The organism is Streptomyces sp. NPDC104226 (genome assembly GCF_055584085.1).
Genome location: NZ_JBVJMS010000003.1, coordinates 60,679 through 75,716, shown reverse-complemented (window position 1 = coordinate 75,716; position 15,038 = coordinate 60,679). Strand labels below are relative to the sequence as shown.

The following is a 15,038-nucleotide window of genomic DNA, read 5'->3' as shown; positions in this document are numbered from 1 at the left end:
TCTACCTCCACATCACACCCGGGTAGGGCTCGATGGTTCCTCGGGCGTGCTCGTTGACCGGGATGGGTACCTGGTCCTTGCTGATCATCTGGCGGATCAGGATGAGGCCGGACTCGTCGGTCAGCGGCTTCCCGTCCTTCCCGTACAGGGTGATAGTGACGACCTGAGAGCCGTTGTCCCCGGAGTCCGTCTTCACGCGCATCCCGGGAACACCGCCCAGGGCGGTCATGGCGGTGAGCAGCTCGTCTTCCTTGGCGATGCCGTGGTCGTAGACCTTGCAGGCGTAGTGCCTGGCGTTGATGGCTCCTCTGCACAGGCGGTCGAAGAACTCGCTGCTGGCCTCGTGCCCGTCGTGGGCGACGACGAGCTGATTCGCCCGGGTCACCACGACGAAGCAGGAGGCCAACCACCAGGCGACCCCGGAGTGGATCTGCTCAGGGACTCGGCCGGATGCCCCTCCGTCGCGAACGATCGCACCGACGTCGATGGGGTTAAGCACGGATGGTCTCCATGTGGGCTGTGATGGCGTGCACGAGATCGTTCGGGGTGAGCCCGTCCGTTTCGAGCATGACCGCGGTGGGGTCCTGGGCGGCGACCGCATCGAAACTCTCCACGAGGCTCTTGAAGCGCCCGGGGATGCCGAAGAGGTCTGCGTCGTCCTGCTTGTAGTCCGGCTTCTGTTCCAGGCGGTTCCGGAGGGTTTCCTCCGTGCAGCGCAGGTAGAAGGTCGCGTCCGGCACCACCAGGTAGGGCCTGAACGGGAAGAGCAGCCGATCCACCTCGGAGGTCGTGGCGCCGTGGATGGCGGCCTGGCAGGCCACGACGGAGGACGTGTACCGGTCCGCGATCACGGGGCCGTTGGTGAGGGCCTGGCGGGCGCGGTCGGAGACGTTCAGCAGCCCCGACACGTAGAACGCGAACTGGGGCAGCGGCTTGAGGGTGCTGGCTTCTCGCGACCACTCGTCGTGCGGGGTGTCCAGGGTGTGTATGACGGTCCCATCCCACCGCCGGGCCAGCAGCTTGGCCAGGGTGGACTTGCCGAAGCCCGAGGGCGATTCGAGGGCGATGAAGACCTCGGCGCGGTCCTCGTCGTAGGTGATGGGCTCGAAGGCGCTGGGGAGCTGGATGGCGTCGATCACAGGGTTCCCTCCGTGAAAGCGGTGACGTGCTTGGCCACGATTTCGGCCAGGTACTCCGGGTCGGTCAGGTGGTCCTTGAGGTCCAGCCGGAGGTCGTCTCGCAGCAGGCAGGGCTGGAGGCCCCCGCCGTGGTCGACCCGCAGTGACCAGAAGCCCTCCACGCACTTCGACCGCAGGGGGCAGGTTCCGCACTGGCCCACGTGGTGGCGGCCCAGGTCCCGGTGGATGACGTCGATCTTGACGCCGTCCACATTGAACACGCGGCGTCCCTGGCCGACGCCGGCCACCTCGATCCGCTCGTCTGTCGTCAGGGTCCGCAGGTGGCGGATCACGGCGTCCGCGGAGACAGCGTTGCCCACGATTCCGGCGTTGAAGTCGGTGTTCACGAGTTCGATGAACTGGACCGGCATCCGGCGGTTGAGAGCGAAGTCGAGGATGCCTCGGACCTCGTGCGCGTTGGTCGTGAGGAGGAGGCAGTTCAGTCCGACTTCCTTGAAGACCTCGCGGGCGGCCTCGATGCCGTCGAGGACGAGAGCGATCTCGAAGCGGGTCTGGGCGATGGTCCGGAAGGTCTCGTCGGAGAAGTAGTGGAGGGAGACCTTGACCTTGTCCAGCCGGGTCTTAGCGAGCCACGGCTGATGCTGGCGAACATGGGTGCCGTTCGTGATCAGGGTGTACGAGCCGTCCGAGCCGAGCGGCGGGAGTCCGGACAGAACCGGGCGGGCCATCGGGGACGTGAGGGGCTCGCCTCCGGTGAAGTAGAAGCGATCCATGCCCCTGTCGGCCAAGGCCCCGATGATCGTGATGTAGTCCGTGGCCGCCAGTTCGCGGGGTCGCGGCTGCTGGGTGCGGTCCTTCTTCGTGAGCGGGGGCGGTGTGTCCCCCTCGTTGTGGCAGAAGAAGCAGGCCAGGTCGCACCTGGGCGTGAGGGAGATTCGAGCCTGCCCCCGGAGGGCGTTGAAGTTCCGCAGGGCAGTCCAGTCGACTACCGGCGGGTCGTAAGGGGAGAGCGTGATCGTCACAGCAACCTCCGCACTTGTGGCTTGCCCGCCCGTTTGGGGCGGGGAGTTGATGGGGCCCGGCTACTCGGGAGCGACCACACATGCAGCCGGGCCCAGCTCCCTTCCTGGCATGGGGGGTGTGCCAGAAGCTCTCGGGAGCGCGTCCCGCGCGGGTAACGGCTGATCGCCGCGCGGGAGATCTAGGGGTTCTTGATCCAGGTGGCGCACAAGAGGACACCGAGGATGAAGCTGGTGAGAAAGATGATCAGTCGGTACACCATGCCTCCGAGGTCTCCACTAGGCCCGCCTCCGGTTGGGGGTGATGGTGCGGGTAGGCCGGCGCCCGGCCGCTCGGTCTTCTACGGGGACACCCGATATGGAGCACGGCTCGGTGAGCGTGTAATTCGTGTGGTTGGTGATGTGGCCTCGGGTCACGACGGCGAGCCGACCACAGCCGATCCCCGGGCATCTCAACGCGTAGATCCGTTGGGTGTCCGGGTCCCGGAAGACTTGGTGCGGGTAACCGAGGTCGGCTACCGATGGCGTGATGAGGACGATCCGAGCCATTGCTTCCGTCTGGGTTGGAGCCCCCGCCCCGGCCCCCTTCCTGACGGCCGGGGCGGGGAATCTAGGCGGCGATTCGTGCCTGGGGGCGGTAGACCTTTCCGTGCACGGTCATGAGCCAGGGGGCGTGCGTGCGGAAGATCAGCACTCGCTGGGAGCGTCCGCTCGTCGCCCTCATGTCATCCACGCGGTGGTACCCGCCGTCCAGCGGGATGAGGTCTCCGACGCGGACGTTGTTGGGCGGGCACTCGATCGCCTCGTAACCGATCGGGCCTTTCGGCTTGGCCGGCCCCGGGCCTTTGGTCCCACCGCGGCTTCGGTTCCGTGCATGGCCAGAAGAGGTGTCCTTCACGCAGACCATCTCCATTGCGGGCCACACGAAGCCGTTGCTGTTCTCCAGCTCCAGAACTCCTCGGTGGACCACCTTCACGACACCCCGCTCGCCGCGCTCGGTGTCCGTGACCCGATCCCCCTTGCGGAAGCGGGGCTCCCTCTCGCGCTGACTCAACCCTCTCACCTCTTTCTCGCCGGAGGCTCGTGGTTCCCGATGACGCGGACCGGGCGGTCACCGACGATGACCTTCTCCTCGTCCTCGCTGGCGTAGTGGCAGAGGCGGGATTCGGTGGTCCAGCTCGTGTCCCCCGGCGGGCGTACCAGGGTCAGAACCTCGCCGTTCACTGCGTCCACACGACCGACTCGACTCAGAGCGTCCACAACCACGTCCCCTTCCACGAAGGTCACCTCGTGTTCCAGTTGGTGAGAATGTGGGTCAGGCGCTCCATGTCACGAGTGGTCATGCTGGTGAAGCGCCAACATCCGGGGATTCTGGGGTCCTCGAACAGGGCCACGCTCGGCAGGTCGTTGATCGCGAAAGCTGCCTTCAGATCGGCCGCAGCTCGCTCGCCCTTCCTCAGCTCCTCGTCCGTCGCCATGGTTCCCACTTCTCACCTCCGTTGATCACCTCTGGCCTTGTGAGCAACAGATTGGACCGCTGACTGCCTTAGCGACAGGAAGAGTTGAGGGCGAGGCCGTTGAGGTCGACCGGAAAACTTTGCGCCGCGATTACCCGACCCCTGGCCTGCTCCGTGGTGTCCCGACTACTTTGTGCAACATGGGAGAGAACGCCGAACTGAAGGCGGCACTGGCCAAACTCGGCTTCAAGCAAGAAGAGTTAGCAGGTCAGATGAACACTGCGCTCCAACAGCTGACCGGCAGGACCGGCAACTTCTCGGATCGCACGGTGAGGAACCTGCTGAACGGCTCGACCAGCCGCCCTGTCGGTAAGACGAGGATTGCTTTGGAGTCCGTTTTCGGACGCCCGATCGCGGAACTAGGGTTTAGACCACCTAGCTCCGAAGCACTTCGGGAGGACTCCGTGCTCCGTCGCCGCTTTGTCACCGCAACCACCAGCATCGTCGCCTCTAGCGCAATTCCGGCCACCGCCTCCGCCTCGCCCAAGCGGATCGGGACCCAAGATGTCGAGCGGCTCCAGGAGCGGTTCGCAGAGATCATTGCTAGTGATCACCGGCATGGGGGTCAGCGAGACATCGAGGTCAAGGCCGCGGCCATGTCCGGTGAGGCTCTCGACCTTCAGGAGTCGGGGAGCGCCAGTCAGCGAGTCCGTAGTCACCTGTACGGCACTGCTGCTGCCTTCCGAAGCTCCGCTATGTGGGCCGCGATCGACGGTCGTAGGTACGACGCCGCCATCGCGCACATGCAGACAGCTCAACACCTGGCTGAGATGTCCGGTGACTCCGCCATCAAGTTCCGGATCTGGTCACACGCCGGCACCATGTACCGGCACATGGGGCGCCATGTCGACGCTGCCGCCGCGAACCAGGTCGCCAGGAACCTGGACCTCACCCGCCGCGACCCCATGTTCGCCTCGCTCGGGCTCGCTCGCCAAGGTGCGATCCACGGGGCCGCTGGTGACAAGACTTCGACCCGCAGAGCCTTCCACGATGCCCAGGTCGCCATGGACCGAGCCGACCCGTTGGCTTACCGGCCGGTCTGGATGAACGCCTTCTTCGACCAGGCTGAACTTCACTCCCTCGCCTTGTCCGCATACCTGGCTCTGGGCGACCATGCCCGAGCCGAGTACCACGCCCATCAGTGTCTGGCGAGCCTGCGCCCCCACATGGCCCGCTCGAAGGCCATCTCCACGACTCGACTCGCGCGAGCCCAGTTGGAACAGGGTGACCTGGAGCCTGCGGTCGCAACCGCGATGTCCGTGTCCCGCGACGCAGCGATGCTGCACCCTCGGGTAGCGGGGATGCTCCACGTCTTCGGGAAGCGGCTCCAGACCCTGGCCCCCGGGAGCGCCGAAGCCGCTAGCTGGACTCAGTACGCACTCGACACACGGAAGGCCGGCCTATGACGAGCACGCTCACTCTCCAGCGGTACACCGAGCTGGGGGCTGTGAAGAAGACGTTCCTGGGCCTGTGGGCAGAGGTCCGAGCGCCGCTGCTGCACCTGCCGAATTACGCCGTCAGTACCGTCTCCGAGCGCCTTGATCGGCACGCCACGGACGAAGGGTTCGAGGTCGTAATCGGTTACGACGGAGACGAGCCGGTCGGGTATGTCTACGGCAACCATGCTGGCCCGGACGATAGGTACTGGGCTCGGATCACACCCTTCCCTGATGACCTGTCGCTTCGTGGAAGCGGCTTCGCCCTCAAGGAGCTGGGTGTCCGCCCCGCCTGGCGAGGAACCGGCGCCGCCCAGCGCATCCACGATCACCTTCTCGCGGGCCGCGAAGAGAAATATGTGAGCCTGATGGTGAACCCGGAGGCTGGCGATGGGAAGGTTCGGCGCATCTACGAATCGTGGAACTACACCCCGCTCGGTACGAGCCAGCCGTCCCCGGACTCCCCTGTCCTCTTGGCCATGGTCCGGAGTACTCGGTGACCTAGTACCCCGTCTGGCCCGCCCTTCTCGGCTATGCCAAGGCTGTCGAGCTCTAGGCGTCCAGGTCTGCATGAATGAACTAACCCCCTCGTGGGCCTGTCGGCGGAGGGGGTTAGTTCATCCAGTGAAGTTGGAATGTGACTCTCAAGGAGGGAGGTCGTCCTCGTTCTCCGGGGCTGGTGCGATCTCCAGCCGGGTGGGCGGTAGGAGGTCCCGCACGAAGGTGCGGTGCCACCAGGCGCCCGTCTCGCGTAGCTCACGCCAGGTGGTGAACCGGTAGCGGTAGATCCTGGCGCGGACGTAGGTAGGGGGCCGGTCCGGGAAGGGGTTGCGGCGGATCAGTCGGAGGGTATCCCTGTCGTTGATCAGCAGTCGCTCGATGAAGCCGCCGAACCAGGAGGCTCCGTACGAGGGGGAGAGGGCGACAAACCAGAGAAGCCAATCAAGTCTTAGGTGGTAGGGCGCGAACTGGCGGGGGAGGTGCTTGACGTCGCCGGGCTTGCCGTAGAACTCGTACTCCAGCCAGACGGCATCGGGGGAAACCTCCTGGTCAGAGCGCTGATGCGCGTAACGATCTTGGCTGCTACTCTGCCCGTACCAATCCAACCGGTTCGAGTCGAGGCGCAGGTGGTACGGGGCGAACTGGCGCGGGATCCGGCGGACGTCACCCGGCTTGCCCCTGAAGCCGTACTCCCGCCACGCGCCGTCCTCCCGGGGCCGGAGGTCCGCGGTGCCCTCCACCACCACCTCCTCGCGGATCCGGCCCACCGTGCCGAACGCCCCGTAGGTGTTGACCAGGTGGAGGGGGTCGAAGGACCGGTTCATGACCTGGCGGCGCGAGACCATGTTGGCCACCGGATGCCGGCTCAGGACGAGCACCAGCGCCGTGAGCGCGCACACCAGCACCACGTACCAGAGCGGCCCCTGCCGGGAGGCGGCCGGCGGCGGGGCGCCCGCGAGCGCACCGAAGTCGAAGGCCGGCAGGGCCGCGGTGATCGTGATCCAGTTCAGCCAGGCGAAGTTCCCCGAGGCCACCAGCCACAGCTGGGTCGCCACGATGATCCCGGCGGCGTACGAGGCCACCGGCTGCGGGGTGAACAGCAGGACGGGCACGACCAGTTGGGTCACGTGGTTGGCGGCGCACTCCACCCGGTGCAGCGGCTTCGGCAGATGGTGGAAGAACCAGCTCAGCGGGCCGGGCATCGGCTGCGTCTCGTGGTGGAAGTACAGGCAGGTGAGCCGGCGCCAGCAGGGGTCGCCCCGCATCTTGATGAGCCCCGCGCCGAACTCCACCCGGAAGACCACCCAGCGCAGCAGCCACAGCACCAGCACCGGTGGCCCGGCCCGCGCGTTGCCGAGGAAGACGGCCAGGAAGCCGACCTCCAGCAGCAGCGACTCCCAGCCGAAGGAGTACCAGGTCTGCCCCACGTTCACGATGGACAGGTACAGCAGCCACAGCAGCGCCCACATCGCCATCGCCGCGCCCAGCGGCACCGCGTCCCCGGCCCCCGCGGCGAGCGCCGCCGCCAGGGCCGCCCCGGTCCAGGCGCAGGAGGCGAAGAACCGGTCCGAATAGTGCAGGTGGAACAGGCTCGGGGCGCGCCGGAAGGGCACGTACCGCAGGTGGCGCGGCACGGGCAGCATGCCGTGTGCCCCGATCAGTGCCCGGAACTGCAGGGCGGCCCCGGCGAAGGCGACGAGGTAGACGCCGGCCAGGGCCCGCTGGAAGATCAGCCGTCCCAGCCAGTATCCGGGCGCCGTGAACCAGTCCATCCCCTCCAGTATCGGGCGGGCCGGTCGCCGGTGGCCAGCTGCCGGACGTACCGGCCGAGACGGCGGGCGTATGCCTGCTGGAGGAAGGGCAGGGCCGGGCCGCCCAGCCGGGCGTACCAGCGCTCCGGGCGGCTGAAGGCGTTGACCTCGAACCAGACCGAGCCGTCCGCCTCCATCTCCACCACGAAGGACTCCTCGCCGCGGGCGGGATGCCCGCTCAGCGTCCCGTAGGCGAAGCCGGTCCGCCGGGGCTCGTACGCCGCCCAGATCACCTCGCACGGAGCATCGATCCGCAGCGGGCCGACGCCCATCCCGACCACCACCCGGTCACCCTGCCGGACGGGCTGCGGTCCGGCGGTGACGAGCATCCCCGACGCACGGTGCGCGTGGAAGGTGGTGACGGCGAGGGCCGCCGCGTCCAGGACGGCCCGGCCGTGTCCGAGGCGGGTGCGGTGGTGGGTGATGTTGTATCCGCTGGGCAGCGGACGCACGGCGGTGGCACCCCGCTCCGGGTAGTTGAAGGTGCTGCGGCCCTGGCTGATGAGGCGGGTCATGCGGGGATCTCCGTTCGGACGGGCCGGTCGGCGGCCGGGTGGGCGGTCAGGCGGCGCCAGGCCAGCAGTGAGCAGAGGCCGAAGCCGAGGGCGTTGCCGAGGCCGTGGGTCGCGGCCATCCAGGTCAGGGTGGGGTGCACGATCCCGGTGGCCTCGCCGAGCGCCCACCACAGGGCGAGCAGCATGGTGGCGACCAGGACGACCGCCGAGCACGCGAGCAGCGCACCCGTGATCCGGTCCCGGCCCCGGGCCCCGGGGCGGACGTCCCGCCAGGTCAGCAGGGCCACCGCCCACATGCCGCCGGTCAGCGTCACCGCGCCCACCAGCTCGGCCCAGTCGTCGATGAAGTAGCCGAGGAGCACCAGCGCGGTCCCGGCCGGGACGCTGTACGCCGCCCAGCGCGCGAGGGCTCCGGCGGCGGAGGCCCGGCACACCAGACCGGCGACCAGGGCCGCGGCGAATCCGGCGAAGTGGAAGTGCGGCACGGTCAGGGCCAGGATGTCGAGGTCGAAGCCGAAGAGCCGGTGCCCGGCGCGTTCGGCGACGAGGGCGGTCCCGGCGACGGAGGGCGCCACCAGTGCGGTGAGCACGGCCACCTCGGCGGGGCCGGGACCCCGCCCGGGTGCGCTGGTATGGGTCGGGCTCACCGCCGCCCGTACCGCAGGGACCACGCCCCGCACCGCCGGGACCACGCCCCGCACGGCCAGGGCCAGCGTGGCCGCCGCGTAGATCGCGGCGAGGGCCGCGGCCGGGGCTCCCCGGGGCAGCCACAGGCAGGCCGCTCCGGGGGCCGCGAACAGCGGCCAGAGCCGGGCCGTCCGCCCGAAACGGACCGGATCGATCAGGCGCAGGCCGGCCGGTACGACGTAGAACATGCCCAAGGTGACGATCAGATTCACCAGTGCGGTCACGGCGGAACCCCCCTCCGGGAACGAACGCATTGAACGCGTTCAACTCACGGTCGTGAGCCTAGACGTCATCTTGAACATGTTCAAGATGACGTCGGGTGCAAGATCTCCGGTTGCGGGCACCCTGTACATACGGCAGACAAGAGGGAGCAACCGGGGCGAAAAGGGAGATGAAACGTGCACGCACCGACACCCCGTCAGGCGCCGCGTCGTCACGCACCGGCCCGTGCGGCCCTCTTCGCCGTCCTCGGACTCCTCGCCGCGGCCTGCGGGGCCACCGGCGACGAGGGACGGACCAAGGGCCCCGCCGCCGAGAGTCAGGACGTCCACCTCCAGCCCGTGGCCTCGGCGGGCCCCGACCCCTTCACCACCTCCTCCGCCACCGCCGAATCCGCCCCCGTCCAGCCCCCGCTGCCCAACGCGACCGGCCAGGGCATCCGCACCGTGAACGCGGCCACCCCCGGTCTGTACGGCGGGACCCAGCGGCTCGGCAGCTGCGACGTGGAGGCGCAGGTCCAGTCCCTGACCACAGACGACGCCAAGGCGCGGGCCTTCGCCGAGGCCTCCCAGGTGGAGCAGGAGAAGATCCCCGACTTCCTGCGCGGCCTCACCCCGGTCGTGCTGCGCGCCGACACCCGGGTGACCAACCACGGCTTCGTCGGCGGCAAGCCCAGTGCCTTCCAGTCCGTCCTCCAGGCCGGCACCGCCGTCCTCGTGGACGACCACGGAATGCCCCGCGTCCGCTGCGCCTGCGGGAACCCGCTGCTCGCTCCGCGCGCCGCCAAGGGCACACCGGTGCTCAAGGGGGAACCCTGGAGCGGCTACCAGCCCAACCAGGTCGTGGTCATCGAGCCGACGATGCAGGTGATCAACAACCTGGTCATCGTCAACATGGCCGACAACACCTGGATCGAACGCACGGCCGGAGACGACGGAGCCCAGGACCGCACCCCGCAGACGCCGCCCCCGTACGACCCGGCCGACGGGATCCCCACCGGGCCCGCGACCCCGCCCGGCACCGAGCCCGCCGAACCGTGCCGGACCCCGGAGAGCAACAGCCTCGCCCGCACCGAGCCGCCCACCGGCCCGGCCAGCCCCGGCCGCAGCCCTGCCCCGAACGCGACCGACTGCCCGCCCGGCTCCCCGCGGACCGCTCCGAACACCCCCACCACCCCGACGGCCCCCGACCAGCCCTCGAAGGGGCTCCCCTCCGGGCCGCCCACGGCCCCGCCGCCGGCCACCGACCAGCCCACCGACATCCCCTCCGACCTGCCCGGGCAGACCCCGGGCGACCCGGGGGTACTGGTCGGTCCCGACGGAGCGCCGCTGCAGCCGAGCGATCCGTACGCGGACCCGTACACGGACCCGTACGCGAACCCCGACACGGACCCGTATGCCGACCCCTACTCCGTCCCCGAGCAGCAGCCCTCGGCCCCGTACGACGGCCAGTACCTGGAGAGCGCCTGACCGGCCCGTGTGTCATGGTGGACCGGTGCCGACCGCCGTATCTCTGCCGGAGGACTGGCCCGCACATCCGGACCGGTCGCTCTCGCTGAACCGCATGGGCAGTTTCGACTGGGACCTGGTCACCGGTCTCATGCACATGGACACGGCCGCCCTGGAGGTCTTCGACACCGCCCCCGAGGCGTACGACGGCCGGCCCGAGTCCCTCTCGCCGCGCGTCCCGCCCTCCGAGAGCATCCGGCTCGACGCGCTGGTCTCCTCGGCCCTCAAGAGCGGGGTCGACAGCTACGGCGCCTACTTCCGCATCCGCTGCCACGACGGCACGCTGCGCTGGACGCACACCCAGGGCCGGGTCATGCGCGGCCCGGACGGCCGCCCGTACCGGATCATCGGCATCGTCCGGGACGCCACCGAGGAGCTCAGTCATTCGGCGGAGCGCCTCGGGCTGGACGAGGAGCGGCGCCGTCAGACGTCCGTGGTCGAGAGCACCACCGCCGCACTCGCGCACGCCCGGACCGTCCAGGACGTCATCGACGCGCTCGGCGACGCCCACGGACTGGAACGCCTCGGATCCATGGGCATGGTGATGGGACTGGTCGAAGCCGGCCGGATCCACCTCGTCGCCGAGGGCCCCGCGGGCAGCTTCGTCCCCGGCACCCGTTACACCCGCATCGACGAGCAGTACCCGATGAGCGAGGTGGTGCGCTCGCTCCAGCCGCGGTTCCTGGACTCCGCGGCCGAGTTCGCCGCCGGGTACCCCGGGCTCTGGGCGAAGATCTCCTCCATGCACATCTCGGCGGCCGCCTACCTGCCGCTGATCGCCCAGGCCCGCCCGATCGGCGCGATCGGCCTGCTCTACCGGGACAAGGCCGGCTTCACGCAGGAGGAGCGCAACCTCCTCGTCGCACTCGGCAGCAGCATCGCCCAGAGCCTGCAGCGGGCGATGCTGCTGGAGCAGGAGCACGATCTGGCGGAAGGGCTCCAGCAGGCGATGCTGCCGCGCCGGATCCCCTCGGTGCCGGGCGCCGAGATCGCCGTACGGTACCGGTCGGCCAAGATGGGCCAGGACATCGGCGGCGACTGGTACGACATCATCCCGCTGCCCGGCGGCCGGGTCGGCGCCGTCATCGGCGACGTCCAGGGCCACGACACCCACGCCGCGGCGGTCATGGGCCAGCTGCGCATCGTGCTGCGCGCCTACGCCGCCGAAGGGCACTCGCCGGCCACCGTCATGGCCCGGGCCTCCGTCTTCCTGCACGAGCTGGACACCGACCGCTTCGCCACCTGCACCTACGCCGAGGCCGACCTCTCGACCGGGGTGCTGCAACTGGTCCGGGCCGGCCACATCGACCCCCTGCTGCGGACCCGGGACGGGGGCTGCGAGCGCCTCGCCCTGGAGGGCGGGATGCCGCTGGGGCTGTCCGCGGAGTTCGGGCTGCTGGAGTATCCGGTGACCACGGTCGAGCTCGGACCAGGAGAAACGCTTCTGCTGTGCACGGACGGCCTGGTCGAACAACCCGGAGCCGACCTCGACGACGGCGTCCGGCTGCTCGCCTCCCTCGTCCGCACCGGACCGGCCGACCTGGCCCGGCTCGCCGACCGGCTGTGCGAGGTCGTGGACGACCGGGGCGGCGACGACGACATGGCGCTGCTGCTGCTCCGCCGCGAGGCCGAAGAGGTCCAGCAGGCCGGCGGCCGGCTCCAGCAGCACGTGGCGCCCGGCGATCCGGAGGCCCTCGTATCGGCCCGCCACATGATCGGCGCGGCGGTACGGACCTGGGGCGCCCGGGAGCGGGCGGACGAGATCGAGCTGGTCGCCGACGAGCTCATCGTCAACGCCCTCATGCACACCGACGGCCCCGCCATCGTGACGCTGCGGGTCCTCACCGGCCTCGAACGCCGGCTCCGCGTGGAGGTCGAGGACCGCTCCAGCGCCCTGCCCCGCCGCAGGGAGGCGGGCGACTCCGGGGTCTCGGGGCGCGGCCTGATGCTGGTGGACCGGCTGGCGGACGTCTGGGGCGTGGAATCACGGGGGAGCGGCAAGTGCGTGTGGTGCGAGTTCACGATGCCGTGAGCCCTCGCCCGGCCCGGAACGGCTTCCCGGCACACCGGCAGGGCCCCGCGGCGTGCCGGTCGGGGCCGAAACTCCGTTGCGGGGCCCTCGGGAGCACGCCGATGATCGGTGGCGATGACTGACACCCTGGACCGCGTCCGCACCCTGCTGAAGTCCGGCGACCTGCCCGGCGCCGTACGGTCCCTGCGCCCGCACGCCGAGACCCTCCCCCTGGCCGAACTCGCCCGGGCCGTCCGGGCACTGGCCGAAGCGGCCGGCTTCAAGGACCTGGCCAAGGCGGCCAAGGCCGCAGCCAAGCGGCCGGACGATCCGCAGGCCCTCTACGACCTCGGCTACGGCTGCGTCGAACACGGCATCGCCTTCCTCGGAATAGCCCCCCTGCGCGCCGCGCTCGCGCTGGTCCCGGACGCGCGCCCGCTGCTCGCCGAGCTCGTCTCCGCCCTGGAGGACGAGGAACGGCACGCCGAGGCCGCGGCCCTGCTCGCCGCCCGGGGCGACCGGCTCCCCGCCTGGCCCGAGACGTACCTGCTCGTCCACCACACCCTCCTCGCGGGGGACCTGGCCGGTGCCCGCGCCACCGCCGCCCGGCTGCCCGCCCCCGAGGACGACACCTGGAGCTGGGCCCACGCCCGCCAGCTCCGGATCCTCGCCCGCGCCGAACTCGCCGCCACCGCGGGACCGCTGGACTCCACGGACCTGCGCGGCTGGCAGTTCGCGCTCACCGGAACCCTGCTCGGCACCCTCTCCCCGTACGGCTACGACGCCGGCATGACCGGTCGCTACGCCCTCCTCGGGGACAGCCACGAGACCTGCCGCCGCGGCCTCGCCCGCCTCGCACTGGCCCTGGAGGCCACCGGCCGCCGGCCCGCCACGGTCTCGCTGCTGCCCGGCCGCTCCGACCGGATCCTGGGGCTCGCCGCCGCGACCGTACTCGCGCTGCCCGCCGTCCCGTACGAGCCCGGCCGGCCCGACACCCTCGTCGTCGCCTACGACCTCGGCGACGCGGACCCCGGGCTCGCGGAACGCGCCGACGGGCAGATCCTGTACGAGCACGTCACACGGTGGACCAGCCCGCCGCCGGTCAGCGCCGACTTCAGCGCGCTGCAGGCGCAGTTCGTCACGGAGCCGTGGAAGGACGACACCCGGCCCGAGGAGGAGATCGCCCGGGACGTCGCCGCCGCCGACCCCGCCCCGGACGAGGGCGACGGGGCGACCCCGTCCGACACCGACGAGGCCTTCCGGGCCTATGCCGCGGCCCTCGCACCCGGCTGGCTGACCGGCCCCCGGGACCGGATCGGCTCGCCGGGCCCCGTCCCCAGCTCGCGCTTCGCCTGAGGGCGCGGCAGGCTGGGGGCATGCCCGAGCTGCCCGAAGTCGAGGCCCTGAGGGAGTTCCTCGACGAACACCTCGCCGGGCGGGTGGTCGAGCGCGTCCTCCCGCTCGCGGTGAGCGTGCTCAAGACCTACGACCCGCCCCTGACCGCGCTCGAAGGGCAGCGGGCCGGCACCACGGCCCGGTACGGCAAGTTCCTCGCGCTGCGCATCGGCGAACTGCACCTCGTCACCCACCTCGCCCGGGCCGGCTGGCTCCGCTGGACCGACGCCTTCCCCGCCCGGCCGCCGGGCCCCGGCAAGGGACCGCTCGCGCTGCGCCTGGTCCTGGAGGGCGGCGGCGGGTTCGACCTCACCGAGGCCGGAACCCAGAAGCGGCTCGCCGTGTACGTGGTCCGCGATCCGCAGGAGGTCCCGGGCATCGCCCGGCTCGGCCCGGACCCGCTCGCCGAGGGCTTCGACCGCGAGGCCTTCGGGGCGCTGCTCGCCGGGGAACGGCGGCAGATCAAAGGGGTGTTGCGCGACCAGAGCGTCATCGCGGGGATCGGCAACGCCTACAGCGACGAGATCCTCCACCAGGCCAAGGTCTCCCCCTTCAAACTGGCGGCCTCCTTCGACGAGGCGCAGACGGACCAGCTGTACGCGGCCGTCGAGGAGACCCTGCGCACGGCCGTCGAGCGGGCGCACGGGGTGGCCGCCGGACGGCTCAAGGCCGAGAAGAAGAGCGGGATGCGGGTCCACGGCCGCGCGGGCGAGCCCTGCCCGGTGTGCGGGGACACCGTACGCTCGGTCTCCTTCGCCGACTCCTCGCTCCAGTACTGCCCGACCTGCCAGACCGGAGGGAAGCCGCTCGCCGACCGCAGGCTGTCGAAGCTGCTGAAGTAGGCCCGGCTAGACTCCGGACCGTGCCCGAGGAGCAGCAGTCCCAGCCGCCCCGGCGGGAGGTCGTCACCGGGGTCCCGCGCGGCAGTCGCAGGACGCCTCCCGCGCACACGCCGGCGCGGTCCGAGATTTCCGAGCAGACCACCCTGGGCGCCACTTACGTACGGGCCCTCATGCGCAGCCAGCTCCGCGCCGGACTCGCCGCCCTGGCCGCGCTCTTCCTCCTGGTGGGCCTGCTGCCGCTGCTGTTCCTGCACCCGCGGGTCGCGTCGGGCCCGCTGGTCTGGGTCGCGCTCGGGGTGCTGGTGTACCCGGTGCTGTGGTGCGTCGCCCGTGCGTACGTGATCCGGGCCGAGCGCAACGAGGCCGATTTCACCGGGCTGGTCACCGACCCGGCGGAGTCGCCGGGCCCGCGCCGGCCCGAGTAGGCCGCCGCCCGCG

16 protein-coding genes are annotated in these 15,038 nt (G+C 70.5%); 7 read left to right on the top strand and 9 right to left on the bottom strand.

What is annotated here, in order from left to right; all coding sequences use genetic code 11:
* Position 1 precedes the first annotated feature (1 nt).
* The 6 genes from ACZ60J_RS10170 to ACZ60J_RS10145 all read right to left on the bottom strand — a co-directional run bounded on the left by ACZ60J_RS10170 (position 2) and on the right by ACZ60J_RS10145 (position 3,636).
* Positions 2-385 (bottom strand): hypothetical protein, encoded by a 384-nt coding sequence (locus ACZ60J_RS10170; protein WP_469680419.1) that lies wholly within the window; start codon positions 383-385, stop codon positions 2-4.
* A gap of 106 nt (positions 386-491) precedes the next feature.
* Positions 492-1,139: a dTMP kinase gene (locus tag ACZ60J_RS10165; protein WP_469680417.1), complete on the bottom strand. Its 648-nt coding sequence runs from the start codon at positions 1,137-1,139 to the stop codon at positions 492-494.
* Entirely contained in the window at positions 1,136-2,161 is a 1,026-nt protein-coding gene (locus tag ACZ60J_RS10160) for a radical SAM protein (RefSeq protein WP_469680415.1), read from the bottom strand. The genes ACZ60J_RS10165 and ACZ60J_RS10160 overlap by 4 nt, the downstream gene beginning before the upstream one ends.
* 607 nt (positions 2,162-2,768) lie before the next feature.
* Positions 2,769-3,212, bottom strand: coding sequence for a hypothetical protein (locus ACZ60J_RS10155; RefSeq protein WP_469680413.1), 444 nt, complete (start codon positions 3,210-3,212; stop codon positions 2,769-2,771).
* A 5-nt stretch (positions 3,213-3,217) separates the two neighbouring features.
* A complete protein-coding gene (locus ACZ60J_RS10150; RefSeq protein ID WP_469680411.1) occupies positions 3,218-3,391 on the bottom strand; it encodes a hypothetical protein in 174 nt (57 codons plus the stop codon).
* Positions 3,392-3,441: 50 nt separating this feature from the next.
* Positions 3,442-3,636 carry a hypothetical protein gene (locus ACZ60J_RS10145; RefSeq protein WP_469680409.1) on the bottom strand — a complete coding sequence of 65 codons (195 nt, stop codon included), beginning with the start codon at positions 3,634-3,636 and terminating at the stop codon, positions 3,442-3,444.
* A gap of 179 nt (positions 3,637-3,815) precedes the next feature.
* On the opposite strand from ACZ60J_RS10145, the gene ACZ60J_RS10140 reads away from it, so the two are divergent.
* Entirely contained in the window at positions 3,816-5,081 is a 1,266-nt protein-coding gene (locus ACZ60J_RS10140; protein ID WP_469680407.1) for an XRE family transcriptional regulator, read from the top strand.
* Positions 5,078-5,611, top strand: a complete 534-nt coding sequence (locus ACZ60J_RS10135) for a GNAT family N-acetyltransferase (RefSeq protein ID WP_469680405.1) — start codon at positions 5,078-5,080, stop codon at positions 5,609-5,611. The genes ACZ60J_RS10140 and ACZ60J_RS10135 overlap by 4 nt, the downstream gene beginning before the upstream one ends.
* 144 nt (positions 5,612-5,755) lie before the next feature.
* On the opposite strand, the gene ACZ60J_RS10130 is transcribed toward ACZ60J_RS10135, so the two are convergent.
* The 3 genes from ACZ60J_RS10130 to ACZ60J_RS10120 are packed head-to-tail and all read right to left on the bottom strand — an operon-like array spanning position 5,756 to position 8,849.
* A complete protein-coding gene (locus tag ACZ60J_RS10130) occupies positions 5,756-7,384 on the bottom strand; it encodes a lipase maturation factor family protein (protein ID WP_469680403.1) in 1,629 nt (542 codons plus the stop codon).
* Complete coding sequence (locus tag ACZ60J_RS10125; RefSeq protein WP_469680402.1) at positions 7,342-7,938, bottom strand: DUF1990 family protein; 597 nt, start codon at positions 7,936-7,938, stop codon at positions 7,342-7,344. Before ACZ60J_RS10125 ends, ACZ60J_RS10130 begins: the two co-directional genes overlap by 43 nt.
* Positions 7,935-8,849: a YndJ family protein gene (locus tag ACZ60J_RS10120; protein WP_469680400.1), complete on the bottom strand. Its 915-nt coding sequence runs from the start codon at positions 8,847-8,849 to the stop codon at positions 7,935-7,937. Before ACZ60J_RS10120 ends, ACZ60J_RS10125 begins: the two co-directional genes overlap by 4 nt.
* A gap of 174 nt (positions 8,850-9,023) precedes the next feature.
* Here ACZ60J_RS10120 and ACZ60J_RS10115 point away from each other — a divergent pair, with 174 nt between their 5' ends.
* The 5 genes from ACZ60J_RS10115 to ACZ60J_RS10095 all read left to right on the top strand — a co-directional run bounded on the left by ACZ60J_RS10115 (position 9,024) and on the right by ACZ60J_RS10095 (position 15,025).
* Positions 9,024-10,313, top strand: a complete 1,290-nt coding sequence (locus ACZ60J_RS10115) for a DUF6777 domain-containing protein (protein ID WP_469680398.1) — start codon at positions 9,024-9,026, stop codon at positions 10,311-10,313.
* 7 nt (positions 10,314-10,320) lie between these two features.
* Positions 10,321-12,384: a SpoIIE family protein phosphatase gene (locus ACZ60J_RS10110; RefSeq protein WP_469680396.1), complete on the top strand. Its 2,064-nt coding sequence runs from the start codon at positions 10,321-10,323 to the stop codon at positions 12,382-12,384.
* 114 nt (positions 12,385-12,498) lie between these two features.
* The gene (locus ACZ60J_RS10105; protein WP_469680394.1) at positions 12,499-13,719 is read left to right on the top strand and encodes a hypothetical protein; all 1,221 of its coding nucleotides are present in this window, start codon (positions 12,499-12,501) and stop codon (positions 13,717-13,719) included.
* Between the two features lie 20 nt (positions 13,720-13,739).
* Positions 13,740-14,600 carry an Fpg/Nei family DNA glycosylase gene (locus ACZ60J_RS10100; protein WP_469680392.1) on the top strand — a complete coding sequence of 287 codons (861 nt, stop codon included), beginning with the start codon at positions 13,740-13,742 and terminating at the stop codon, positions 14,598-14,600.
* A gap of 20 nt (positions 14,601-14,620) precedes the next feature.
* Positions 14,621-15,025, top strand: a complete 405-nt coding sequence (locus tag ACZ60J_RS10095) for a hypothetical protein (RefSeq protein ID WP_469680391.1) — start codon at positions 14,621-14,623, stop codon at positions 15,023-15,025.
* Positions 15,026-15,038: the final 13 nt, after the last annotated feature.